Here is a 22,223-nt window from a genome sequence, read left to right as displayed (position 1 = left end):
TATGACAGTTTTCAAGAATTATTACAAAACGAAAGGAATTGAGATGGCGAGAAATCGTGGCTGGATGTCATCAGGTTAGACGACGCTTCGCGAAAATGCGGGGGCACTGCCGCGACGGCGAAGGGGGTCGGGAAACAGGTTCAAGCACGCACCGCAGGAAAATCCGGGCGTCGACATGTCTTGCGAATGCCGCTCGCCCGACACCAGTCCGGAGACCCTCCGGCGTGCCCGAACGGGACGCAAGGGGATGCAACGTCACCGACCCGGGAAGTTTCCGCACGCCCTCACGATCCCAACCATCATTCGCTTCGCCAGCCGTCTCGCACCGATTGTCGTCACGGCAGCCATCGCACTCTTCCCGCTGTTGCTTGCCGTCGCTGTGATTTCCAGATACGCGCCCGACGCAGGCTATTGCCCCGACGCGCCGCTCGCGGAACTCGCGGAACTCGCGGAACTCGCGGAACTCGCGGAACTCGCGGCAAGCATTCTCGCGTTCGCCGCAGCGCGCGGCATGCGCCCGGACGAAATCGGGTTCGTCGGCATGCCGCGTTATCACGCCGACAGGTTCGGCTGGTGGAGCTTCGACCTGAAGTCGGGCGAAGCACGCTACGTCGCCACGATCGATTACGGGCGCCGCGTCACGGGCTTCGGGAAGTTTCAAATGCTGCCGCCCGAACCGGCCGGGCCGATGCCGCGAGGCCATTCGTTTGCCGGCATCGAACCGCGCGCGGCCGATTCCGTCGCTGGCTATCGACGATCCCGCCGGATCGGCGCGCCGGGTGACTGCGCCTTCAATGCGTCAGGGAAGCCGCCACTAGGCCGGGATGTCGAAGACCAGCCCTGACAACCCGCTTGCGAGCGGGACGCGCGCAAAATGCGCCCAGGCGGGGTCGACCGCCGCGAATTGCGCGTATTGCAGAATCTGCTTGGCGATCCTCTCAAGCCGCAGGCAGGCCGTGGGCAGCACGTCGGGCTTCTGCAGCCGCCAGTAGGTCAGCCAGAATTCGTCGCACACGGAAGCGAACACCGGCGGAATGCCGGCCTGCACGAGGCTCGTCACCATGTCGCGCAGCGCGGCAAGCGGAAAGGTGCTTCGCACGTCGTCGGCCGGCGTGAACTGCGCGAAGCCTTCCAGCGTCATCCGCGCACCGATCGAATCGGTGACGTGCGCGTCGACGTCGATCTGCCGCTGCTGCGCGACGAAGGCATGGTCTTCGACGTGAAGGCCCCGCCCGTGTGAAAGCAGCAGCGCAACGATTTCCGCCAGCCGAACCTGCTGGCCGTCGGCCGCAAAGCACGGTCGGGTGACTTCCGGGGCGTTTTCTCGAGACATGGTGTGCAAGCCGCGCTCGTGGTCGACGCAGAAACCTGCCGTCGACCGGGCCGGTGCCCTTCGCCTTGTTCCGCGCATGCTAAGCGGCAACCCGCTTGCCGTGCACGTAAAAAAAACGGGCGCCCTGTCGGACGCCCGGTTTTCATCGAAACCCGCTCGCGGTATTCAGCTCAGCGCGGCAGTTCCGTGTGGCCCATCAGGTACGCATCGACCGAGCGCGCGCACTGGCGGCCTTCGCGGATCGCCCATACCACGAGCGACTGGCCGCGGCGCATGTCGCCTGCCGCGAACACCTTGTCGACCGACGTGTAGTACGAACGATCGCCTTCGGTCGCCGCGCGTGCGTTGCCGCGTGCGTCCTTCGCGACGCCGAACGCGTCGAGCACCGGCGCCGCCGGCTGCGTGAAGCCCATCGCGAGCAGCACGAGATCGGCCTTCATCTCGAACTCGGAACCCGGCACTTCCTGCATCTTGCCGTCCTTCCACTCGACGCGCACCGCGACCAGCTTCTCGACCTTGCCGTTCTTGCCTTCGAGGCGCTTCGTCGCGACCGCCCAGTCGCGTTCGCAACCTTCATCGTGCGACGACGACGTGCGCATCTTGATCGGCCAGTACGGCCACACGAGCGGCTTGTTTTCCTCTTCCGGCGGCTGCGGCAGCAGCTCGAACTGCGTGACCTGCTTCGCGCCGTGACGGTTCGACGTGCCGACGCAGTCCGAACCCGTATCGCCGCCACCGATCACGATCACGTGCTTGCCCTTCGCGAGCAGCTGGTCGACCAGCTTGTCGCCCGCGTTCACGCGGTTCTGCTGCGGCAGGAAGTCCATCGCGAAATGGACGCCCGCGAGCTCGCGGCCCGGCACCGGCAGGTCGCGCGGCGTTTCCGAGCCGCCGGCGATCACGACGGCATCGAATTCTTCCTTCAGCGTATCCGGCGAGATGGTTTCCTTCGCGAGGCTGCCGATCGACTCGGGCAGCGGGTCCTTGCCGATGAACACGCTGGTACGGAACGTCACGCCCTCCGCTTCCATCTGGCGCATGCGGCGGTCGATCAGCCACTTCTCGAGCTTGAAGTCGGGGATCCCGTACCGCAGCAGGCCGCCGACACGGTCGTTCTTCTCGAACACCGTCACGTCGTGGCCGGCACGCGCGAGCTGCTGCGCGGCGGCGAGGCCCGCGGGGCCCGAACCGACGACGGCAACCTTCTTGCCCGTCTTGTGCTCGGCCGGCTGCGGCTTCACCCAGCCTTCCGCCCAGGCCTTGTCGATGATCGCGTGCTCGATCGACTTGATGCCGACCGGGTCGTTGTTGATCCCGAGCGTACACGCCGCTTCACACGGCGCCGGGCAGATGCGGCCCGTGAATTCCGGGAAGTTGTTGGTCGAGTGCAGGACTTCGATCGCCTGCTGCCAGTCCTGGCGGTACACGAGATCGTTGAAGTCCGGGATGATGTTGTTGACCGGGCAGCCGTTGTTGCAGAACGGGATGCCGCAATCCATGCAGCGCGCGCCCTGGACCTTCGCGTCCGCGTCGGTCAGTGCCGCGACGAATTCCTTGTAGTGCTTCACGCGCGTGAGCGGTGCTTCGTACGCCTCGTGGCGGCGTTCGAACTCCAGAAAACCGGTTGCCTTGCCCATAAGGTGCTCTTCTGTTCGGTGTATCGGGTGGGGGAGCCGCGCGCGGCCGTCAGGCGCGCGCGGCATTCGCTATGTCGTTCGTCGCTCAGGCGGCCAGCACTTCCTTCGCCGCCTTCTTCGCACCGATCTCGCCCAGCGCGCGCTTGTATTCGTGCGGGAACACCTTCACGAACTGGCGGCGCGCCGCGTCCCAGTTTTCCAGCAGCGACTTCGCGCGCGGCGAACCCGTGAACTGGAAATGACGCTCGACGAGCCCCTTGAGCAGCGCTTCGTCCGTCGTGCCTGCGTGCCAGAGTGCGCGGTCGACCGTACGCTCCTGTTCGGCCTGCTGCAGCACCGGCTCGAGCGCGACCATCGACTTGTTGCACTTCGCCGCGAACGTGCCATCAGGATCGTAGATGTACGCGAGGCCGCCCGACATGCCGGCCGCGAAGTTGCGCCCCGTCTCGCCGAGCACGACGACCGTGCCGCCCGTCATGTATTCGCAGCCGTGGTCGCCCGTGCCTTCGACGACCGCCGTCGCGCCCGAGTTACGCACGCAGAAGCGCTCGCCCGCGACGCCGCGGAAGAACGATTCGCCTTCGATCGCGCCGTACATCACCGTGTTGCCGCAGATGATGTTTTCCTCGGACTTGCCGCGGAAGTCGTTGGTCGGACGGATGATGATCCGGCCGCCCGACAGGCCCTTGCCGACGTAGTCGTTGCCGTCGCCGACGAGGTCGAGCGTCACGCCCTTCGCGAGGAACGCGCCGAAGCTCTGGCCCGCCGTGCCCTTCAGCTGGATGTGCACCGCGTCGTCGGCCAGGCCGTCGTGGCCGTGCTTCTTCGCGATCACGCCCGACAGCATCGCGCCGACCGTCCGGTTCACGTTGCGCACCGGCTGGATGAACGACACATGCTCGCCGTTCTCGATCGCGGCCTTCGCCTTCTCGATCAGCACGTGGTCGAGCGCGCGCTCGAGGCCGTGATCCTGCACGTCGACGTGACGCGGCGCGACGTCCTCGCATTCTTCCGGCTGGTAGAACACGCGCGAGAAGTCGAGGCCCTTCGCCTTCCAGTGCTCGACGCCCTTGCGCGTGTCGAGCAGGTCGGCGCGGCCGATCAGGTCGTCGAACTTCGCGATGCCGAGCTGCGCCATGATCTCGCGCACTTCTTCGGCAACGAAGAAGAAGTAGTTCACGACGTGCTCGGGCTGGCCCTGGAACTTCGCACGCAGCACGGGATCCTGCGTCGCGACGCCGACCGGGCACGTGTTCAGGTGGCACTTGCGCATCATGATGCAGCCTTCGACGACGAGCGGCGCCGTTGCGAAGCCGAATTCGTCCGCGCCGAGCAGCGCGCCGATCACGACGTCGCGGCCCGTCTTCATCTGGCCGTCGGCCTGCACGCGGATCCGGCCGCGCAGGCGGTTCAGCACCAGCGTCTGCTGCGTTTCGGCGAGACCCAGTTCCCACGGCGTGCCGGCATGCTTGACCGACGACAGCGGCGATGCGCCCGTGCCGCCGTCATGGCCGGCGATCACGACGTGATCGGCCTTCGCCTTCGCCACACCGGCCGCGACCGTGCCGACACCCACTTCCGACACGAGCTTCACGGAGATGCTCGAGCTCGGGTTCACGTTCTTCAGGTCGTGGATCAGCTGCGCCAGATCCTCGATCGAGTAGATGTCGTGGTGCGGCGGCGGCGAGATCAGGCCGACGCCCGGCACCGAATAACGCAGCTTGCCGATGTATTCCGACACCTTGTGGCCCGGCAGCTGACCGCCTTCGCCCGGCTTCGCGCCCTGCGCCATCTTGATCTGGATCTGGTCGGCCGACGCGAGGTACTCGGCGGTGACGCCGAAGCGGCCCGACGCGACCTGCTTGATCTTCGAGCGCAGCGAATCGCCGTCCTTCAGCGGAATGTCGCTGACGATCTCGTCGCCGATCACCGACTTCAGCGTCTCGCCCGACTTGATCGGAATGCCGCGCAGTTCGTTGCGGTAGCGCTTCTGGTCCTCGCCGCCTTCGCCGGTGTTCGACTTGCCGCCGATCCGGTTCATCGCGATCGCAAGCGTCGCGTGCGCTTCGGTGCTGATCGAACCGAGCGACATCGCGCCCGTCGCAAAGCGCTTGACGATGTCCTTCGCCGATTCGACGTCGTCGATCGGGATCGCCTTGGTCGGCTCGACCTTGAACTCGAACAGGCCGCGGAACGTCATGTGACGCTTGGTCTGGTCGTTGATCAGGTGCGCGTATTCCTTGTACGTCTGGTACGAGTTGCTGCGCGTCGCGTGCTGCAGCTTCGCGATCGAATCCGGCGTCCACATGTGGTCTTCGCCGCGCACGCGGTACGCGTACTCGCCGCCGGCGTCGAGCATGTCACGCAGGACCGGGCTGTCGCCGAACGCGTCGCGGTGCAGGCGGATCGCCTCTTCCGCGACTTCGAACAGGCCGATGCCGCCGACCTTCGACGCCGTGCCCTTGAAGTACTTCTCGACCAGGTCGCTCGACAGGCCGAGCGCTTCGAAGATCTGCGCGCCCGTGTACGACATGTACGTCGAGATGCCCATCTTCGACATCACCTTCTGCAGGCCCTTGCCGACCGCCTTCGTGAAGTTGTAGACAGCCTTCTCCGGCGACAGGTCGCCCGGCAGGCCTTCGGCCATCTTCGCGAGCGTTTCCATCGCGAGGTACGGGTGCACGGCTTCCGCGCCGTAGCCCGCGAGCAGCGCGAAGTGGTGCGTTTCACGCGCGGAGCCCGTCTCGACGACGAGGCCCGTGCTCGTGCGCAGCCCTTGCTGGACGAGGTGCGTGTGGATCGCCGACGTGGCGAGCAGCGCGGGAATCGCGACGTGCTCGGCGTCCGTCTTGCGGTCCGACACGATCAGCATGTTGTAGCCCGACTTCACCGCGTCGACGGCTTCCGCGCACAGCGATGCAAGACGCGCCTCGATGCCTTCCTTGCCCCAGGCAACCGGGTAGCAGATGTTCAGTTCGTATGCGCTGAACTTGCCGCCGGTGTACTGGTCGATCGCGCGGATCTTCGCGATGTCCTTGAAGTCGAGCACCGGCTGCGACACTTCGAGCCGCATCGGCGGGTTGATGTTGTTCGTGTCGAGCAGGTTCGGCTTCGGGCCGATGAACGACACGAGCGACATGACCATGTTTTCACGGATCGGGTCGATCGGCGGGTTCGTGACCTGCGCGAACAGCTGCTTGAAGTAGTGATAGAGCGTCTTGTTCTTGTTCGACATCACCGCGAGCGGCGAGTCGTTACCCATCGAACCGACGGCTTCCTCACCCTGCTGCGCCATCGGCGCCATCAGGAACTTCAGGTCTTCCTGCGTATAGCCGAACGCCTGCTGGCGGTCGAGCAGCGCAGCGCCCTGCGTACGGCCGGCCGCGACTTCCTCGGCCTTCGGCTCGATTTCGTCGAGCTTGATGCGCACGGCGTCGATCCAGCTCTTGTACGGCTTCGCGTTCGCGAGGTTGTCCTTCAGTTCCTTGTCGTCGATGATGCGGCCGTGTTCCATGTCGATCAGGAACATCTTGCCCGGCTGCAGGCGCCACTTCTTGACGATCTTCGATTCGGGGATCGGCAGCGTGCCGGCTTCCGACGCCATGATGACGAGGTCGTCGTCGGTCACGATGTAGCGCGCCGGGCGCAGGCCGTTACGGTCGAGCGTCGCGCCGATCTGGCGGCCGTCGGTGAACGCGATCGCGGCCGGGCCGTCCCACGGCTCCATCATCGCGGCGTGGTATTCGTAGAACGCGCGGCGGTTCTCGTCCATCAGCGTGTGCTGTTCCCACGCTTCCGGGATCATCATCATCACCGCGTGTACGAGCGGGTAGCCGGCCATCACCAGCAGCTCGAGACAGTTGTCGAACGATGCGGTATCCGACTGGCCCGGGTAGATCAGCGGCCACAGCTTCGGCAGGTCGTCGGCGAGCACGTGCGACGCGATCGCGCCGGTCCGTGCGTTCAGCCAGTTCACGTTGCCCTTCACGGTGTTGATCTCGCCGTTGTGCGCGATCATCCGGTACGGGTGAGCCAGTTCCCACGCCGGGAACGTGTTGGTCGAGAAGCGCTGGTGCACGAGCGCGAGCGCCGACACGACGCGCGCGTCCTGCAGGTCGCGGTAGTACACGCCGACCTGGCCGGCCAGCAGCAGCCCCTTGTAGACGACCGTGCGCGCCGACATCGACGGCACGAAGTATTCCTTGCCGTGCTTGAGCTTCAGCGCCTGGATGCGGTGGCTCGCCGTCTTGCGGATCACGTACAGCTTCCGCTCGAGCGCGTCCGTCACCATGATGTCCTTGCCGCGGCCGATGAAGATCTGGCGGATCAGCGGCTCGCTCGCCTTCACGGTCGGCGAAATCGGCATCGCATGGTCGACCGGCACGTCGCGCCAGCCGAGCACAACCTGGCCCTCGGCCTTCACCGTACGCTCGAGTTCCTGCTCGCACGCGAGACGCGATGCGTTCTCCTTCGGCAGGAAGATCATCCCGACCCCATATTCGCCAGCCGGCGGCAGATTCACGCCCTGCTTGGCCATTTCCTCGCGATAGAACGCGTCCGGAATCTGGATCAGGATGCCCGCGCCGTCGCCCATCAGCGGGTCGGCACCGACCGCGCCACGGTGATCGAGGTTCTCGAGGATCTTCAGACCCTGCTGGATGATCTCGTGGCTCTTCTTGCCCTTGATGTGAGCGACAAAGCCGACGCCGCAGGCGTCGTGTTCGTTTTGCGGGTCGTACAGACCTTGTGCGGCGGGCACCGCGGCGAGCGGCTGCTGGTGGTCGTTCATGGGGACACCGTCGTAAAGGGGGCCTGGAGGCCGTTGAACCGTTTTCTTGTTGCCGTCGATCCCGCTCCCGACGGGAGACGGCGCGGCCGACAGTGGTTGGGCATGCTTCGCCCGGGCCACCGGAATTCGGAATATACGCGACGAATCAAAGGAATAGCAACAAAAACCGCTTGATCGAACCCCAATTAAACAGATGCATCGATCTGGTGCCGTTTTATTGGGGCTGTATCAATTTGGTGCAAAAAGAAGCGGCGCCCGCAGCGCCGCTTCCTGACTCGCCTTGCCGGGATTACTGCTGGATCGGCGGCGTGTTCTCACGCACCTTTCTGGGGCGTCCGCGCGGCAGCGGCGAGACGCGCCGGTTCGCGGTCCGCGCCGCCCACTCGCGATAATGCTCGCCGCCGAGCACCCAGCCCTTGAGCGTCGCCTGCTGCAGCTGGTCGGCCTGCCGCTCGTCGAGCGGCTGCTCGCACAGCTCCTTGTACGCGCGCTGACGGTCGAACGGCGTATTGCCGAGCGCCCAGTAGAGCGGATGGTCGGTGATCAGGCTGTCGACGGTGAGCCCGACGTGATGCCGGTAGCTCGACCAGCGATAGGCCTCGGGCGTCGCGACGAGCTGCGAACGCACCGGGCTCATCTCCACTACCCGGCTCGCGAGCAGGAAGTAGCGCTCGCCTTCGATCACGGTCGCGCGATAGCGGCCTTCCCACAGCGTGCCGCGCCGCGAATAGCGCCGGTTGAAATGCGCGACGTAGCGGCGACCGACGGCCTGCATCGCTTTCGGCAGGCTGGCTTCGTCGCTCGGCGTCACGAGGAGTTGCACCTGGCGCGGCAGCAGCACATAGGCATGCACCGACAGGTGATGATCGCGTGCGGCGGCCTTCAGGCAATCGATGAAGAGTTCGTAGTCCTGGTCGTCGACGAACGCGGGTTGCTGATCCAGGCCGCGCAGTATCACGTGCTGCGGCTGGTCGGGAACGTAGAGTCGTGCTAACCGTGCCATGCTGAATGTCCGTTTGAACGCGTTAGGAAATACCCGGAGGTCCGAAAATGCGCACCTGCGTAGAATGCCTGTCCTCGCGGGGCGCGAAAGCGTACGGTCGTACGAATCCTAGGGAGAAAACTCTAACTTACGAGCTTGTTTGGTTTTAAACGCAGTCGTCATAATGAGCACGCCTTTGATCGGAGGAGACACAATGAAACGAAAACTGGCCATTACGGGGGCCGCAGCGCTCGCATTCACGTTTGCGGGCGGTACGGCACATGCACAATCCGCAGGTGATTTCTACGTCAGCACCGGCTGGCTGCACCTTGCGCCGCAGGACAGCAGCGACCCGCTGTTCCTGTACGGCGTAGGCGGCACGCCCATCAACCAGTCGGTTCCCAACACCGGTGCCGGCATCAGCGACGCCGACACGCTCGCGCTGGCGACCGGTTACTTCGTGACCGACCACATCGCCACCGAGTTCATCGCCGGCATCCCGCCGAAGTTCGACATCACCGGCAAGGGCCAGTTCTCAAGTTTCGGCACGCTCGGCCGCGCGTACCAGTGGAGCCCCGCGCTCCTCCTCAAGTACTACTTCAACGACGCCAATGCGAAGTTCCGTCCGTATGTCGGCGTCGGCGCAACGTATATCTGGTTTACCGGCGCGAAGATCACGAACAGCGCGTTCGAGAACGGCGTGCTCGGCGGCCCGACCAGCGCGCAGACCAGCAACCAGTGGGCGCCCGTGTTCAACGCCGGCTTCACGTACAACTTCACGAAGCACTGGTTCGCCGGCTTCTCGATGTCGTACATCCCGGTCAGTGTGACCGCGACCTTCACGACGGCCCGCCGGACGCCGGTCGGGACGCTGACGGAAACGTCGAAGGCCCACATCTCGCTGAACCCGATCGTGACGTACCTCAACGTCGGCTACCGCTTCTAAGCGTAGTCGAATATTTGGGGAATGGTTAATCCTGCTGCAATTTGTAGCGGATTTTTCCTGACGTAACGTCTCCACGATGCAAAACGCCCCGGCGGAAATTCCACCGGGGCGTTGTTTTTTTGCATCAGGCACGCTCCCGAAAAGGCCGCGCCGGGCGCTGCCTTGGCCGCTAGACCACGGCGATGTCGTCCAGCGCATCGGGAGCGATCAGGTCGATCCGGTCCGTGCAGACCGCATCGACGCCCCAGCGCGCGAGTTCGCGCGCCCGTTCGAGGTCGTTCACCGTGTACACCAGGATGCGCAGCCCGGCCGCCTTGATCGCGCGCACGAGCGGTTCGTCGAGCCGTTTGTGGTCTGCATGCAACGATACGCAGCCAAGCGCGCCGACGACCTGCGCATGCCAGTCGTCCGGCACGGCTTCGTAGAGCATCCCGCGCGGCAGCGCCGGCACGGTCGCGCGCGCCTGCTGCAGCGCATCGAACGAGAATGACGACAGCAGCGGCGGCACCGCGGCGTCGCGCCAGTACGTGGCCGCGTCGGCCGCCACGCGCTGCCCGGTCTCGCGCTCGCGCCCCGGACACGGCTTGATCTCGACATTCGCGGCCAGCCCGTGCGCGATGCAGCGCGCCGCCGCCGCCTCGAGCGTCGGCATCCGCTCGCCCGCGAAGCGCGCGTCGCGCCATGCGCCCGCGTCGAGTGCGGCCAGCGCCGCATAACGCATGCCCGCCGCCGCGCCCTGCCCGTTCGACGTGCGGTCGACCGTGTCGTCGTGCAGCAGGAACGTCACGTCGTCGGCCGACAGCTTCGCGTCGAACTCGACCATCCGGTGCCCGCGCCGCGCGCCTTCGTCGAGCCCGGCTAGCGTGTTCTCCGGCGCGAGCGTGCCGCCGCCGCGATGGGCGACGACGCGCGGATAGGGCCAGTCGGTGCGGAGGGTCATCGTCGGTCTCTCGGCAAGTACAACAGGGTCAGCCGGCACGCTTGCCGGTTTCGGGATCGAAGAAATGCAGCCGGTGCGCGGGCAGTGCGGCCGCCAGCCCCGTGCCGCGCGCAGGACGGTCCGCGTGCGGCAGGCGCACCGCGACGTCGTGATCGCCCCAGCGGCCGTGCGCGAGGTTGTCCGCGCCCAGCAGCTCGCACGAGTCGACCGGCAGCGTCGCCTGCGCGACGCCCGGCTGCGGCGTCATGTGCTCGGGACGCACGCCGAGCACCCAGTCGCGCCCGGTGGCGATCTCCGTGCCGATGCCGGGCGCGCCGGCGACCGGCAGCGCGGGGCCGCCGCCCGCGACCGTGAAGGTCGTGCCGTCTTCCGACAGCCGGCCGTTCATCAGGTTCATCGCCGGCGAGCCGATGAAGCCCGCGACGAACACCGTCGCCGGCTTCTCGTACACGTCGACCGGCGCGCCGATCTGCTCCGCGTAGCCGCGGTTCATCACGATCACGCGTTGCGCGAGCGTCATCGCCTCGATCTGGTCGTGCGTCACGTAGACGCTCGTTGTCCCGAGCCGGGCATGCAGCCGCTGGATCTCGAGCCGCATCTGCACGCGCAGCTTCGCGTCGAGGTTCGACAACGGTTCGTCGAACAGGAACACCGACGGCTCGCGCACGATCGCACGCCCCATCGCGACGCGCTGCCGCTGGCCGCCCGACAGCTCGCGCGGCCGCCGCGCGAGCAGCGGCTCCAGTTCGAGGATCTTCGCGGCCGCGGCCACCCGCGAATCGATCGTCGCGCGTTCGATTCCGCGGATCTTCAACCCGTAGCCCATGTTCTGCGCGACCGTCATGTGCGGGTACAACGCATAGTTCTGGAACACCATCGCGATGTCGCGATCCTTCGGCTCGAGCGTATTGACGACGCGCTCGCCGATCGCGATCTCGCCGTCCGTCACGGACTCGAGCCCCGCGATCATCCGCAGCAACGTCGACTTGCCGCAGCCCGACGGGCCGACCAGCACGATGAATTCGCCGTCCGCGATCTCCACGTCGATGCCATGCAGCACGTGCTGCTTGCCGTCGTAGGATTTCCTGACGCCCTTCAAGCTCAGCGCAGCCATACCTGGTCCTTCTCCCGGTTACCGTCCGTGGTTCATTTCTCGGAATCGACGAGGCCGCGCACGAACCAGCGCTGCATCGCCAGCACGACGACGAGCGGCGGGATCATCGCCAGCAGCGTCGCCGCCATCACGTATTGCCATTCGGTCGCGGCGTCGCCGCTCGCGATCATCGTCTTGATGCCCACCACCGCCGTCGACAGCGACGCTTCCGTCGTGATCAGGATCGGCCACAGATACTGGTTCCAGCCGTAGATGAACGTGATCACGAACAGCGCCGCGATGCTCGTCTTCGACAGCGGCAGCACGACGTCCCAGAAGAAACGCAGCGGCCCCGCGCCGTCGATGCGCGCGGCGTCCATCAGTTCGTCGGGCAGCGTCATGAAGAACTGGCGGAACAGGAACGTCGCGGTCGCCGACGCGATCAGCGGCATCGTGAGCCCGGCGTACGTGTTCGTCAGGTGCAGCGTCGACACGACCTGCACGGTCGGAAAGATCCGCACTTCCACCGGCAGCATCAGCGTGATGAAGATCAGCCAGAACGCCGTGTTGCGGAACGGGAAGCGGAAATAGACGATCGCGTACGCGGACAGGATCGACACCGCGATCTTGCCGACCGCGATGCCGAGCGCCATCGCGAAGCTGTTCACGAGCAGGCGGCCGAACGGCGCCGTCGTACCGCCGCTGCCGTGCCCCCAGATGTACGCGACGTTCTCGAACAGGTGCGTGCTCGGCACGAGCGACAGCGGCACCGTGAACACTTCCTGCGCGTTCATCGTCGCCGCGCAGAACGCGACGTAGACGGGGAACACGATCAGCACGACGCCCGCGATCAGCACCGCGTGGCAGAACAGGTCGAAGCCCTTGCGATTTTCGATCATGCGTATTGCACCCTGCGTTCGACGAAGCGGAACTGGATCACCGTGAGCCCGACGACGATGATCATCAGCACGACCGACTGCGCGCCCGAACTGCCGATGTCGAGCCCCTGGAAGCCCTCCGCGAAGATCTTGTAGATCAGCGTCTTCGTGCTCTGCGCGGGGCCGCCGCCGGTGGCCGCGTCGATCACCGGGAAGGTGTCGAAGAACGCGTAGACGAGGTTCACGACCAGCAGGAAGAAACTCGTCGGCGACAGCAGCGGCAGCACGATGTTGAAGAAGCGCCGCACCGGCCCGGCGCCGTCGATCGCCGCCGCCTCGATCAGCGAGCGCGGGATCGCCTGCAGGCCCGCGTAGAAGAACAGGAAGTTGTAGCTCACCTGCTTCCACACCGACGCCAGCACGACCAGGAACATCGCCTGCCCGCCGTTCAGCGCGTGGTTCCACACGATGCCGCTCTTCGCGAGCGCATAGGTGATCAGGCCGATGCTGGGGTTGAACAGGAACGCCCACAGCACGGCCGCGATCGTCGGTGCGACCGCATACGGCCAGATCAGCAGCGTGCGGTACACGCGCGCGCCGCGGATCACGCGATCGGCGCACGCGGCGAGCAGCAACGACACGACGAGCCCGCTCACCGTGACGAGCGAACTGAACACGAGCGTCGTGCGGAACGAATCGAGATACAGCGGATCGGCGAACAGGTGCGAGAAGTTCGCGAAGCCGACGAATTCGCTCGACGTGCCGAACGCGTCCTGCATCTGCGTCGACTGCCACAGCGCGACGCCGGCCGGCCACAGGAAAAACACGGCCGTGATCGCGAGCTGCGGCGCGATCAGCAGGTACGGCACCAGGCTCGTACCGAAACGGGAACGGGATTGCATCGCGGAGATCCGGTCAGGCGAAACGGAAAGGAAACCGCGCCGCCGGACGGCACGCGCTCACGCGCGGCGCCGCCGGCGGCACGAAGCGACGCGCGCTCAGCCGCCCGACTTCTCGAAGCGGCGCAGCAGTTCGTCGCCGCGCGACGCGGCCGAGTCGAGCGCGTCCTTCGGCGACTTCTTCTGCGCCCAGACCTGTTCGAACTCTTCGTCGACGACCGTGCGGATCTGCGGCATGTTGCCCAGGCGCAGCCCCTTCGTGTACGGCAGCGGCGGCTTGTTCAGCATCTGCTTGATCGCCGTTTCGGCGCTCGGGTTCTTCGCGTAGTAGCCCTGCTGGCGCGTCAGGTCGTACGCGGCGGTCGTGACCGGCAGGTAGCCCGTGTCCTGGTGCCACTTCGCGGCGACCGCCGGCGAAGCGAGGTACGCGAGGAATTTCGCGACGCCCTTGTAGGTCGCCGGATCCTTGCCGGCCAGCACCCACAGGCTCGCGCCGCCGATGATCGCGTTCTGCGGTGCGCCCTTCACGTTCGCGTCGTACGGCATCATCCCGGTGCCGTAGCTGAACTTCGCGAACTTCTGCACGTTCGCGAGCGCGCCCGACGATGTCGTCATGATCCCGCAGTCGCCGCTGTAGAACTTCGCCGACGCTTCATCCTTGCGGCCCGCATACGTGAACGTGCCGTCCTTCGCCATCTGCTGCAGGAACGCGATGTGCGCGATCTGCTGCGGCTTGTTGAATTCGAGCACGGCGTCGGTGCCGTCGAAGCCGTTGTTGCGGCTCGCGAACGGCAGCCCGTGCCACGCGCTGTAGTTCTCGAGCTGGATCCAGCCCTGCCAGCCGGTCGTGAAGCCGCATGCCATCCCCGACTTGCGCAGCTTCTCGGCATCGGCCTTCACGTCGGCCCACGTCTTCGGCGGCTGGTTCGGATCGAGGCCGGCCTTCTTGAACGCGTCCTTGTTGTAGTACAGCACCGGCGTCGAGCTGTTGAACGGCATCGATACGAGATGGCCCGTCTTCGCGTCGCTGTAGTAGCTCGCGATGGTCGGCACGAACGCCTTTTCGTCGAGCGGCACGCCGGCCTGCTTGAACACGTCGGAGACCGGCACGACGGCCTTCTTCGCCTGCATCATCGTGGCCGTGCCGACTTCGTACACCTGGAGGATCGCCGGCGCGTTACCGCTGCGATACGCGGCGATGCCGGCCGCGAGCGCCTGGTCGTAGGTGCCCTTGAAGACCGGCACGATCTTGTAGTCGCTTTGCGACGCGTTGAACTGGTCGGCGATCGCATTGACCCGCTCGCCGAGCGCGGCCTCCATCGCATGCCAGAACTGAATTTCCGTCGCGGCGAGCGCCACGTGCTGCACCCCGAACATCAGCGCGCCGCCGAGCGCGATCGAGCGAACCAGTGTCCCCGCAGGCTTCTTCTTCATCGACCCTTCTCCTATGAAAACGTTACCAACAGCGTGTGCAACATTCCCGTCGCCATTGAACCGGCGAAGTCTAGTGATCGTTTGTGACAGTCAGTTGTCGCTGATGACGAACAGGCGCTGATATTCCTTCAGCGCGAAGCGGTCGGTCATGCCGGCGATGTAATGCGCGACGAGACGCGGCTGATGTGCCGCGTCTTCCGACTGGTACGGCGGCGGCAGCAGGCGCGGATCGTCGATGAACGCGTCGAACAGCCCCGTGACGACGCGCTGCGCCTTGCTCGCCATGCGCATCACCTTGTAGTGGCGATACAGGTTCTTGAAGAGGAAGCGCTTGAGCGCGGCCGCCTGTGCGGCGACCGTCTCGCTGTGCGACACGAGCGGCGGCGCGGCGCGCACGTCGTCAAGCGACGCGGGCGCGACGCGCGCGAGATGGCGCGTGGTTTCGTCGATCAGGTCGACGATCAGCGTGTTGATGATGCGCCGCACCGTCTCGTGCACGAGCCGGCGGCCTTCGAGGTGCGGGAATTCGGCGAGCGCCGCTTCGTAGTGACGCTGCCACAGCTCGACTTCCGCGAGCTGCTCGATCGTGATCAGGCCGGAACGCAGGCCGTCGTCGACGTCGTGGTTGTTGTACGCGATTTCGTCGGCGATGTTCGCGAGCTGCGCTTCGAGCGACGGCTGGTGGCCCTGCAGGAAGCGCTCGCCGAGCGCGCCGAGCTTGCGCGCATTCTCGCGCGAGCAATGTTTCAGGATGCCTTCGCGCGTCTCGAAGCACAGGTTCAGCCCGTTGAACGCGCCGTAGTGCTCCTCGAGCTCGTCGACGACCGCCAGGCTCTGCAGGTTGTGCTCGAAGCCGCCGTGGTCTCGCATGCACGCATTCAGCGCGTCCTGCCCGGCATGGCCGAACGGCGTGTGGCCGAGATCGTGCGCGAGCGAGATCGCTTCGACGAGATCCTCGTTCAGCCGCAGGTTGCGCGCGACCGAGCGCGCGATCTGCGCGACTTCGAGGCTGTGCGTGAGGCGCGTGCGGAACAGGTCGCCTTCGTGATTGACGAAGACCTGCGTCTTGTATTCGAGGCGGCGGAACGCGGTCGAATGGACGATGCGGTCGCGGTCGCGCTGGAATTCGGTGCGCGCCGCCGGCGGGGTTTCCGGATGGCGGCGGCCGCGCGACTGCGACGCGTGTGCGGCGTACGGAGCGAGATGGGCTTCCAGCGCCGCCAGCGTCGGCGGCTCGGCCACCGGCGCAGCGGATGCGCGGCTGGCTTCGGGCAGTGTGCTGCTGGATGTCTCGCTCACGTCTCCTCCATGTCAGGGGCGCCGGGGCATCCGGGCCGCCGTTAGCGGGTCGTCTGCGCCAGTGTAGCGAATACGGCTTCGTCCGGCGCCTGCGTGATCAGCGTATCCCCGAATCGCTTCAACAGGATGAATTTGATCGCGCCGGCCTCGGCTTTCTTGTCGACGCGCATCAAGTCCATGTAGCGCGCGTCGCCGAGCGCGGGCGCTCGGGTCGGCAGGTGCGCAGCCGCGATCACCGCGTCGAGACGCTGCCGCGATGCTTCGTCGAAGAGCCCGAGCCGCACCGACAGGTCGCCGGCCATCACCATCCCGCAGCCGACCGCCTCGCCATGCAGCCACTCGCCGTAGCCGAGCCCGGCCTCGATCGCGTGGCCGAACGTGTGGCCGAAATTCAGGATCGCGCGCAGGCCGCCTTCGCGCTCGTCGGCCGCGACGACGCTCGCCTTGATCTCGCACGAACGCTTCACCGCGTGCGCGAGCGCCGCCGGCTCGCGACGGTTCAGCGCGTCGACGTTCGCCTCGATCCAGTCGAAGAACGCCGCATCGGCGATCGCGCCGGTCTTGATGATCTCGGCGACGCCCGCCGCCAGTTCGCGATCGGGCAGCGTCGTCAGCGCGCCGATGTCCGCGATCACGGCTTGCGGCTGGTAGAACGCGCCGATCATGTTCTTGCCGAGCGGGTGGTTGATGCCCGTCTTGCCGCCGACCGACGAATCGACCTGCGACAGCAGCGTCGTCGGCACCTGGATGAACGGCACGCCGCGCATGTAGCACGCGGCGGCAAAGCCCGTCATGTCGCCGACCACGCCGCCGCCGAGCGCGACGAGCGTCGTCTTGCGGTCCGCGTGATCGGTCAGCAGGCCGTCGAAGATCAGGTTCAGCGTTTCCCAGTTCTTGTACGCCTCGCCATCCGGCAGCACGACCGTCGACACGCGCTTGCCGAGCGGCGCGAGCGCCGCGCGCAACGCGTCGCCGTAGAGCGGATCAACCGTCGTGTTCGTGACGATCGTGACGGACGAACCCTTGATGTGAGGCGCGAACAGCTCGGTGCGGCCGATCAGGCCGGCACCAATGTGAATCGGATAGGCGCGGTCGCCCAGATCGACGTTGACAGTAATCATGCTTGTAGAGGCTTGGCGATGACGCCCGCCAGTTCGAGTTGCATCAGCACCATGTTGACGAGACCGTTGACCGACGGACGGCCGGTCTCGATGACGAAATCCGCGCATTCGCGGTACAGCGGGTCGCGCACTTCGTACAGCGCTTCGAGACGCCCCTTCGGATCTTCGGTCTGCAGCAGCGGGCGGTTCTTGTCCTTGCGCGTGCGCAGCCACAGATCGTGCGGATTGGCGCGCAGGTAGACGACGATGCCGTTGCTTTTCAGGCAGTCGCGATTTTCCGGGCGCAGCACCGCGCCACCGCCCGTCGCAAGCACGATGTTCTCGCGCTGCGTGAGATCGGCGATCACCTGCGTTTCGCGATCGCGAAACCCGGCCTCGCCCTCCATCTCGAAGATCACGGGAATGCGCGCGCCCGTGCGGGCCTCGATTTCGTGGTCGGAGTCGAAGAACGTCCTGTCGAGACGACGCGCGACCGCACGGCCCACGGTGGTCTTACCCGCTCCCATAAGGCCGACGAAAAATACGTTTGCATGTGGGTCCCGCGCTTGCAACGGCTTCCTCTGCTTGAATCTTGCTGGTGTGTGGCGCAGCTTACTGGCAAAGCGGCTGCCTTGTCGAGCCTGCGCCGGCGGCTTCCGGCCCCGTTTTATCGGCGTCCGCGTCGCCCGCGCCGCGCGCATCGCAGCGCGCATCGACGACGGTCGGCGTGATGAACACGACCAGTTCGTTGCGCTGGTCGCGCTGCGCGCGGTGCCGGAAAAGCGCGCCCAGAAACGGTATTTTGCCCAAGAGCGGCACGCGCGTCACATCGTTCCGGTTCAGTTGCTCATAGATGCCGCCGATCGCGACCGTCCCGCCATTCTCGACCTCGACGCGCGTCTGGACATGCTTCGTATGGATGGCGGGGCCGGCCGCGGTCGGCTCGCCGACGCTGTCCTTCGTCACGTCGAGATCGAGCACCACGCGGCCGTCCGGCGTGATCTGGGGCTCGACCTCGAGCTTGAGCGTCGCGCGGCGGAACTGCACGCCGCTCATGCCGTTGCCCACCTTCGCCTGATACGGCAGCTCGGAGCCTTGCTCGACGATGGCCTTGACGCGGTCGGCCGTCACCACGCGCGGACGCGACACGATCTGGCCCCGCCCCTGCGCCTCCAGCGCGCTCAATTCGACGTCGAGTACCCGGCTGAGCGGCGCGGCGAACAGCGTGAAGCCGGCGGTCGCCGCGTCGAAGCCGCCGAGCGGACGCGCGGCCAGGTCGAGTGCGTTGCGCGCGTCGGCCGTGAACGTGGCGCTCTCGCCCGACGACGGCCGCCCCTGCGCACGCAGCGCGACTCGAGCGCCGAGGTTGCGCGAGAAGCCCTGCTCGCCCTCGACGATGCGGGCCTCGATCCGGACCTGACGGGACGGCCGGTCGATCGCGTCGATCAGACCCGCGATCTGCGCGATGCGCGGCGCAAGATCGGTGACGAACAGCAGGTTCGTGCGCGGATCAGCCGCCGCGGCGCCGCGTTTCGACAGCAGGCGCTGGCCGGTCGCGCCGGCCAGCAGCCGTTGCACGTCCTGCGCGCGCGGATAGTGCAGCGCGAACGTCCGGCTCGCGAGCGGCTCCAGATCGGCGGCCCGCGCATGCATTTCGAAGCGCTCGCGTTCGCGCGCGGCCAGATCGGCCGCCGGTGTGACCCATATCACGTTACCTCGCCGGGACATCGCGAGCCCGTGTGTGTCGAGCAGCGTGTCGAAGGCCTCGCGCCAGCGCACATTGTTCAGACGTAACGTCACCGTGCCGCGCACCTGCTCGCCGACGACGATATTGAGCCCCGTGAACCGTGCGAACGCGTCGAACGCGGCCGCGAGCCCGGCGCCCTGCAGATTCAGCGAGATCCGCCGCGCATCGTCCGCATCGCCCGGTTGGCGCGCCGCGGCGTCGCTCATCCGGGCCGGCGGCGCCAGCGGGATCGGCGGCCCCTCCAGCGCGGGGGCCGGCACAGCGGCTTCCGCCTGACGGGCCGCGCGGGTGATCCAGTCGAACGGCGGCGGGCCGGCTTCATCCGATACCGCGTCTCCCGCACCGGTTGCCATGCCGTCGGACGGCAGCGGCAAACCCGGCCCCTCCGTCGACCCTGCAGGCCAGGCAGTCGGCAGCGGCGGCAACGATGCTTCGGCTCCGGCCGCCGCCACGCCGGCCCAGATCGCCAGCACCCAACAACCGTGCTTCGTCATGGCTGACCTCCGTCGTCCAGGACGAGCCGGCGCGATCCGTCCGCCGTCGCGAGCGTCACGGCCGCCGGGTCGACACGCACCAGGCGTGCGGCCCCGAGCACCTCGCCCGGCACCATCGCCGTGAACGCGCCGTCGCCGTCGTCGAACAACGCAAGACCGGCATGCGCGTCGCGAATCGTGCCGGCGAGGCGGGCCGCCCGCCCCGCCGCCTCGACCTGGCCGGCCTCGCCGAACGGATCGGCGTCGAGCGCAGCGGCGCGAACCGGCACGTTGCCATCGGCGGCCGGTATCGCCGGCAGCGCCGGAAACACGTCGACGGACATTTCCACCCGCGCCGCCGGCATGCCACGCTCGACACGCAACGCCGACGGTACCGCCAGTACCGGGAAGCGCGGCAGCGCGCCAACCAGATGCAGCAACGCGCGAAAGCCGCCATCCGCGACGATGCGCACGGTGCGCCGGTCGTCCGGCGCCGCGCCATCGGTGTGCTGCGGCTCGATCGATACGCCGTGCAGCCCGCTCGACGCAGCGAGATCGGCCAGTTCCAGCATCAGCGCGGCCCACTCCGGCGTGTGCGGCAAGCGATCGTCGCGCGCTGACGCGCGATGTCCGTCGCGCCGTTGCCCAGCGGACGCAAGCACGCGCTGCGCGTCGGCCGCACGCGCCTGCGCGGCGGCCAGCAACACGCGACCCTGCGCCAGCCCGCTCCAGTCGGCCGCATTCGCCAGATGAATGCCGCCTGCCAGCACGGCCGCGAATGCCAGTGCGCAACCGGCGGCATGTGCAACCGCCGGCGACACGCGCAGCCTGCCGCCCGGCCGGGTGTCGCCGCGCAGCGCCGGCAGATGCGTCAGCGACGTCATGCGCCACCTCCCGCCGCCTTCCGCGACGGCATCGCGTCGTGCCAGCGCAGTTGAACCGAGAACCGGAATGGCATCCCGGCCGTGGAAGCCGGCGTATCCGAAGCAGGTTTCAATGCCTCCATATCGACCCGCCAGCCACGCTGTTCGCGCGCCACCGCGGCGAGCCACCGGGCGGCCGCCCGGTAACTCCCGGCGCGCGCATCGAGCACGGCACCGGTCGATGTCACGCGTAGCGCGTCAAGCCGGACACGATCGGTGTGCACCTGCGTCAGGGTTGCCAACAGCCCGGCAACGCGGTGGTAAGGCGCGGCAAGCGCCGTTGCCTGCGCATCGCGCTGCGCGATGGCGTCGGCTGCATTGGCGGCACGCGTCGCCGCCGCCACCAATGGCTGCCACTGCCGCAGCCGAGCCTCCACGCTTGACCGCTCGGCATCCACCCGCCACCGCGACAACACGGCAGCGCCCGTCCACAGGCCGGTGCCGAGCACGCCGAGCAGGATCGCCGCGCCGCACTGCACGGCCCGGCGACGCCGCAACGCCTGCGCCAACCGCTCGCGGTACGGCAGCAGGTTGAAGCCGCCGAGCGCCGCCGGATCGGCCGCAGCCGCGTCGCTCACGCTTGCCGACGCCGCACAACCGGCCATCATTTCCACACCCCGCGCAATGCCAGCCCGAACGCGACGGCGAACGCCGGGCCGCCCGGCATGCCGGCAGGCACGCGCGGCTGCCCGTCCCAGCCCGTGCAGTCGAATGGCACCACTGCCGCGCCGAGCACGTCGCCAATCTCGGCGAAGGACGTCTCGAAGCGGGCGATACACCGCTCATCCCCGGCGACGAATACGCAACGCACAGCCCCGAACGGGCGCTGGCGCAACGCATCGGGAAGCGCCTCCTGCAGCGTGCCGGACAGCGTGAGCACCGGGACGGCCAGCGAGCCTTCGACGCGCCAGGCGCGCACGCCCGAGTCGCAGAACCAGAGCACGGAGTAGGCGCCCTGCGCATCGAGTTCGAACTGCGCGGCATAGCGCAACGCGCGCAGCACGGCGGCCGACTCGCCATCGATCACCGTCAGGTCGATACCGGCCTGCGCGGCCGCGTCGATCCGCCGCCCGAGCAGCACGAGCGGAGCCACGGCCACCGCGATCTCGCCGGACCGCGCGCCGCCGTAGTGCCGCCAGTCAAACGCGAGACTGTCCGGCGCCAGCCCCGAGATGCGTTCGGCCGCCTGCCGCGCGGCGTCCGGGATATCGTCCCGCCCGGCCAGGTCGAGCGTCGCGGTACGCATCTCGTCATCGTGCAACGCCATCACGCCGCGCGTGTCGCACCGCACGTCCGCCGCCGACAACCGCGACACCGCTGCCGCCAGCGACCGCGCGACCGCTGCCCAGCGCGCGTCTTCCGGCCCGCCCGCCAGCCCGACCGGCTCCCGCTCGAGCCCCTCGACGCGCACCTCCGCGTCCCTGCCGCGCCGGCTCAGCACGGCCACCCTCACCTCGTTCGCCCCGACGTCGATTCCCGTCGACCGGTGCCTGCCCTGCGCGAACCGCGCCACCCATCGTCCCGTCATGCCCGCCTCCCGAAATCGTCGCGGCCCATGCCGCGTTTCCGAGACCTGATTCTGCAAAGCGGCGCGCGCGGCCGACAGTCGGCCGAACGGCCAGCATCGGCTTGCGGCGGCCGCGCAAGGGTTATGCTGGCAGCACGCCAACCCGCGGCTTTCCCGCGGGCGGCCACCGCGTCAGGACCGGTCTTACCGGGCAGCTATAATCGCGGGACTGTTTTCCGGTAT

Annotated in this window: 18 protein-coding genes; 2 read left to right on the top strand and 16 right to left on the bottom strand. The window is 67.2% G+C overall.

Annotation, left to right across the window (positions count from 1 at the left end):
* Nucleotides 1–175: 175 nt before the first annotated feature.
* Nucleotides 176–844 carry a hypothetical protein gene (locus tag BLA15945_RS32180; RefSeq protein WP_174994259.1) on the top strand — a complete coding sequence of 223 codons (669 nt, stop codon included), beginning with the start codon at nucleotides 176–178 and terminating at the stop codon, nucleotides 842–844.
* Here BLA15945_RS32180 and BLA15945_RS32175 read toward each other — a convergent pair.
* From BLA15945_RS32175 to BLA15945_RS32160, 4 genes are all read right to left on the bottom strand, one after another.
* On the bottom strand, nucleotides 815–1,411 hold the full coding sequence (locus BLA15945_RS32175) for a hypothetical protein (protein WP_217468176.1): 597 nt from the start codon (nucleotides 1,409–1,411) through the stop codon (nucleotides 815–817). The genes BLA15945_RS32180 and BLA15945_RS32175 overlap by 30 nt on opposite strands.
* A 92-nt stretch (nucleotides 1,412–1,503) precedes the next feature.
* Nucleotides 1,504–2,970, bottom strand: coding sequence for a glutamate synthase subunit beta (locus BLA15945_RS32170; protein WP_174994257.1), 1,467 nt, complete (start codon nucleotides 2,968–2,970; stop codon nucleotides 1,504–1,506).
* 85 nt (nucleotides 2,971–3,055) lie between these two features.
* Nucleotides 3,056–7,759, bottom strand: coding sequence for a glutamate synthase-related protein (locus BLA15945_RS32165; protein ID WP_059232589.1), 4,704 nt, complete (start codon nucleotides 7,757–7,759; stop codon nucleotides 3,056–3,058).
* A gap of 289 nt (nucleotides 7,760–8,048) precedes the next feature.
* Entirely contained in the window at nucleotides 8,049–8,762 is a 714-nt protein-coding gene (locus BLA15945_RS32160; RefSeq protein ID WP_034189835.1) for a transposase, read from the bottom strand.
* Between the two features lie 193 nt (nucleotides 8,763–8,955).
* Between BLA15945_RS32160 and BLA15945_RS32155 the strand changes: the two genes are divergently transcribed.
* A complete protein-coding gene (locus BLA15945_RS32155; protein WP_059232590.1) occupies nucleotides 8,956–9,687 on the top strand; it encodes an OmpW/AlkL family protein in 732 nt (243 codons plus the stop codon).
* 169 nt (nucleotides 9,688–9,856) lie between these two features.
* Here the strand turns inward: BLA15945_RS32155 and ugpQ are convergent, their stop codons facing one another.
* From ugpQ to BLA15945_RS32095, 12 genes are all read right to left on the bottom strand, one after another.
* A complete protein-coding gene (gene ugpQ, locus BLA15945_RS32150; RefSeq protein ID WP_174994256.1) occupies nucleotides 9,857–10,627 on the bottom strand; it encodes a glycerophosphodiester phosphodiesterase in 771 nt (256 codons plus the stop codon).
* 28 nt (nucleotides 10,628–10,655) lie between these two features.
* A complete protein-coding gene (locus BLA15945_RS32145) occupies nucleotides 10,656–11,741 on the bottom strand; it encodes a sn-glycerol-3-phosphate import ATP-binding protein UgpC (RefSeq protein ID WP_059232592.1) in 1,086 nt (361 codons plus the stop codon).
* Between the two features lie 32 nt (nucleotides 11,742–11,773).
* On the bottom strand, nucleotides 11,774–12,619 hold the full coding sequence (ugpE, locus tag BLA15945_RS32140) for a sn-glycerol-3-phosphate ABC transporter permease UgpE (RefSeq protein ID WP_059232593.1): 846 nt from the start codon (nucleotides 12,617–12,619) through the stop codon (nucleotides 11,774–11,776).
* Nucleotides 12,616–13,500: a sn-glycerol-3-phosphate ABC transporter permease UgpA gene (gene ugpA / locus BLA15945_RS32135; protein ID WP_059232594.1), complete on the bottom strand. Its 885-nt coding sequence runs from the start codon at nucleotides 13,498–13,500 to the stop codon at nucleotides 12,616–12,618. The genes ugpE and ugpA overlap by 4 nt, the downstream gene beginning before the upstream one ends.
* A gap of 96 nt (nucleotides 13,501–13,596) precedes the next feature.
* Nucleotides 13,597–14,931 carry a sn-glycerol-3-phosphate ABC transporter substrate-binding protein UgpB gene (gene ugpB, locus BLA15945_RS32130; RefSeq protein ID WP_059232595.1) on the bottom strand — a complete coding sequence of 445 codons (1,335 nt, stop codon included), beginning with the start codon at nucleotides 14,929–14,931 and terminating at the stop codon, nucleotides 13,597–13,599.
* A gap of 90 nt (nucleotides 14,932–15,021) precedes the next feature.
* Nucleotides 15,022–16,230: a deoxyguanosinetriphosphate triphosphohydrolase gene (locus tag BLA15945_RS32125; protein WP_174994255.1), complete on the bottom strand. Its 1,209-nt coding sequence runs from the start codon at nucleotides 16,228–16,230 to the stop codon at nucleotides 15,022–15,024.
* Between the two features lie 41 nt (nucleotides 16,231–16,271).
* Nucleotides 16,272–17,351: a 3-dehydroquinate synthase gene (gene aroB, locus BLA15945_RS32120; RefSeq protein ID WP_059232597.1), complete on the bottom strand. Its 1,080-nt coding sequence runs from the start codon at nucleotides 17,349–17,351 to the stop codon at nucleotides 16,272–16,274.
* Nucleotides 17,348–17,902, bottom strand: coding sequence for a shikimate kinase AroK (gene aroK / locus BLA15945_RS32115; RefSeq protein WP_059232598.1), 555 nt, complete (start codon nucleotides 17,900–17,902; stop codon nucleotides 17,348–17,350). The genes aroB and aroK overlap by 4 nt, the downstream gene beginning before the upstream one ends.
* Before the next feature lie 40 nt (nucleotides 17,903–17,942).
* Nucleotides 17,943–19,571, bottom strand: coding sequence for a type IV pilus secretin PilQ (locus BLA15945_RS32110; RefSeq protein WP_059232599.1), 1,629 nt, complete (start codon nucleotides 19,569–19,571; stop codon nucleotides 17,943–17,945).
* Complete coding sequence (locus BLA15945_RS32105; RefSeq protein WP_174994254.1) at nucleotides 19,568–20,434, bottom strand: pilus assembly protein; 867 nt, start codon at nucleotides 20,432–20,434, stop codon at nucleotides 19,568–19,570. The genes BLA15945_RS32110 and BLA15945_RS32105 overlap by 4 nt, the downstream gene beginning before the upstream one ends.
* Entirely contained in the window at nucleotides 20,431–21,078 is a 648-nt protein-coding gene (locus BLA15945_RS32100) for a hypothetical protein (RefSeq protein WP_059232601.1), read from the bottom strand. Before BLA15945_RS32100 ends, BLA15945_RS32105 begins: the two co-directional genes overlap by 4 nt.
* The gene (locus BLA15945_RS32095; protein WP_174994266.1) at nucleotides 21,078–22,001 is read right to left on the bottom strand and encodes a type IV pilus biogenesis protein PilM; all 924 of its coding nucleotides are present in this window, start codon (nucleotides 21,999–22,001) and stop codon (nucleotides 21,078–21,080) included. Before BLA15945_RS32095 ends, BLA15945_RS32100 begins: the two co-directional genes overlap by 1 nt.
* Nucleotides 22,002–22,223 lie beyond the last annotated feature (222 nt).

The organism is Burkholderia arboris (assembly GCF_902499125.1).
GTDB lineage: Bacteria > Pseudomonadota > Gammaproteobacteria > Burkholderiales > Burkholderiaceae > Burkholderia > Burkholderia arboris.
The sequence above is the reverse complement of the archived record's forward strand: the minus strand, read 5'-3'. Positions and strand labels throughout refer to the sequence as shown.

Excerpts from the sequence above, each read along its gene's own strand:
- BLA15945_RS32155 (WP_059232590.1), top strand. The coding sequence starts at position 8,956 with ATGAAACGAAAACTGGCCATTACGGGGGCCGCAGCGCTCGCATTCACG.
- ugpQ (WP_174994256.1), bottom strand. The coding sequence starts at position 10,627 with ATGACCCTCCGCACCGACTGGCCCTATCCGCGCGTCGTCGCCCATCGC.
- ugpE (WP_059232593.1), bottom strand. The coding sequence starts at position 12,619 with ATGATCGAAAATCGCAAGGGCTTCGACCTGTTCTGCCACGCGGTGCTG.
- BLA15945_RS32180 (WP_174994259.1), top strand. The coding sequence starts at position 176 with ATGTCTTGCGAATGCCGCTCGCCCGACACCAGTCCGGAGACCCTCCGG.
- BLA15945_RS32095 (WP_174994266.1), bottom strand. The coding sequence starts at position 22,001 with ATGACGGGACGATGGGTGGCGCGGTTCGCGCAGGGCAGGCACCGGTCG.
- BLA15945_RS32105 (WP_174994254.1), bottom strand. The coding sequence starts at position 20,434 with ATGACGTCGCTGACGCATCTGCCGGCGCTGCGCGGCGACACCCGGCCG.
- BLA15945_RS32170 (WP_174994257.1), bottom strand. The coding sequence starts at position 2,970 with ATGGGCAAGGCAACCGGTTTTCTGGAGTTCGAACGCCGCCACGAGGCG.
- BLA15945_RS32165 (WP_059232589.1), bottom strand. The coding sequence starts at position 7,759 with ATGAACGACCACCAGCAGCCGCTCGCCGCGGTGCCCGCCGCACAAGGT.
- BLA15945_RS32160 (WP_034189835.1), bottom strand. The coding sequence starts at position 8,762 with ATGGCACGGTTAGCACGACTCTACGTTCCCGACCAGCCGCAGCACGTG.
- BLA15945_RS32145 (WP_059232592.1), bottom strand. The coding sequence starts at position 11,741 with ATGGCTGCGCTGAGCTTGAAGGGCGTCAGGAAATCCTACGACGGCAAG.
- aroB (WP_059232597.1), bottom strand. The coding sequence starts at position 17,351 with ATGATTACTGTCAACGTCGATCTGGGCGACCGCGCCTATCCGATTCAC.
- BLA15945_RS32100 (WP_059232601.1), bottom strand. The coding sequence starts at position 21,078 with ATGGCCGGTTGTGCGGCGTCGGCAAGCGTGAGCGACGCGGCTGCGGCC.
- BLA15945_RS32110 (WP_059232599.1), bottom strand. The coding sequence starts at position 19,571 with ATGACGAAGCACGGTTGTTGGGTGCTGGCGATCTGGGCCGGCGTGGCG.
- ugpA (WP_059232594.1), bottom strand. The coding sequence starts at position 13,500 with ATGCAATCCCGTTCCCGTTTCGGTACGAGCCTGGTGCCGTACCTGCTG.
- ugpB (WP_059232595.1), bottom strand. The coding sequence starts at position 14,931 with ATGAAGAAGAAGCCTGCGGGGACACTGGTTCGCTCGATCGCGCTCGGC.
- BLA15945_RS32175 (WP_217468176.1), bottom strand. The coding sequence starts at position 1,411 with ATGCGCGGAACAAGGCGAAGGGCACCGGCCCGGTCGACGGCAGGTTTC.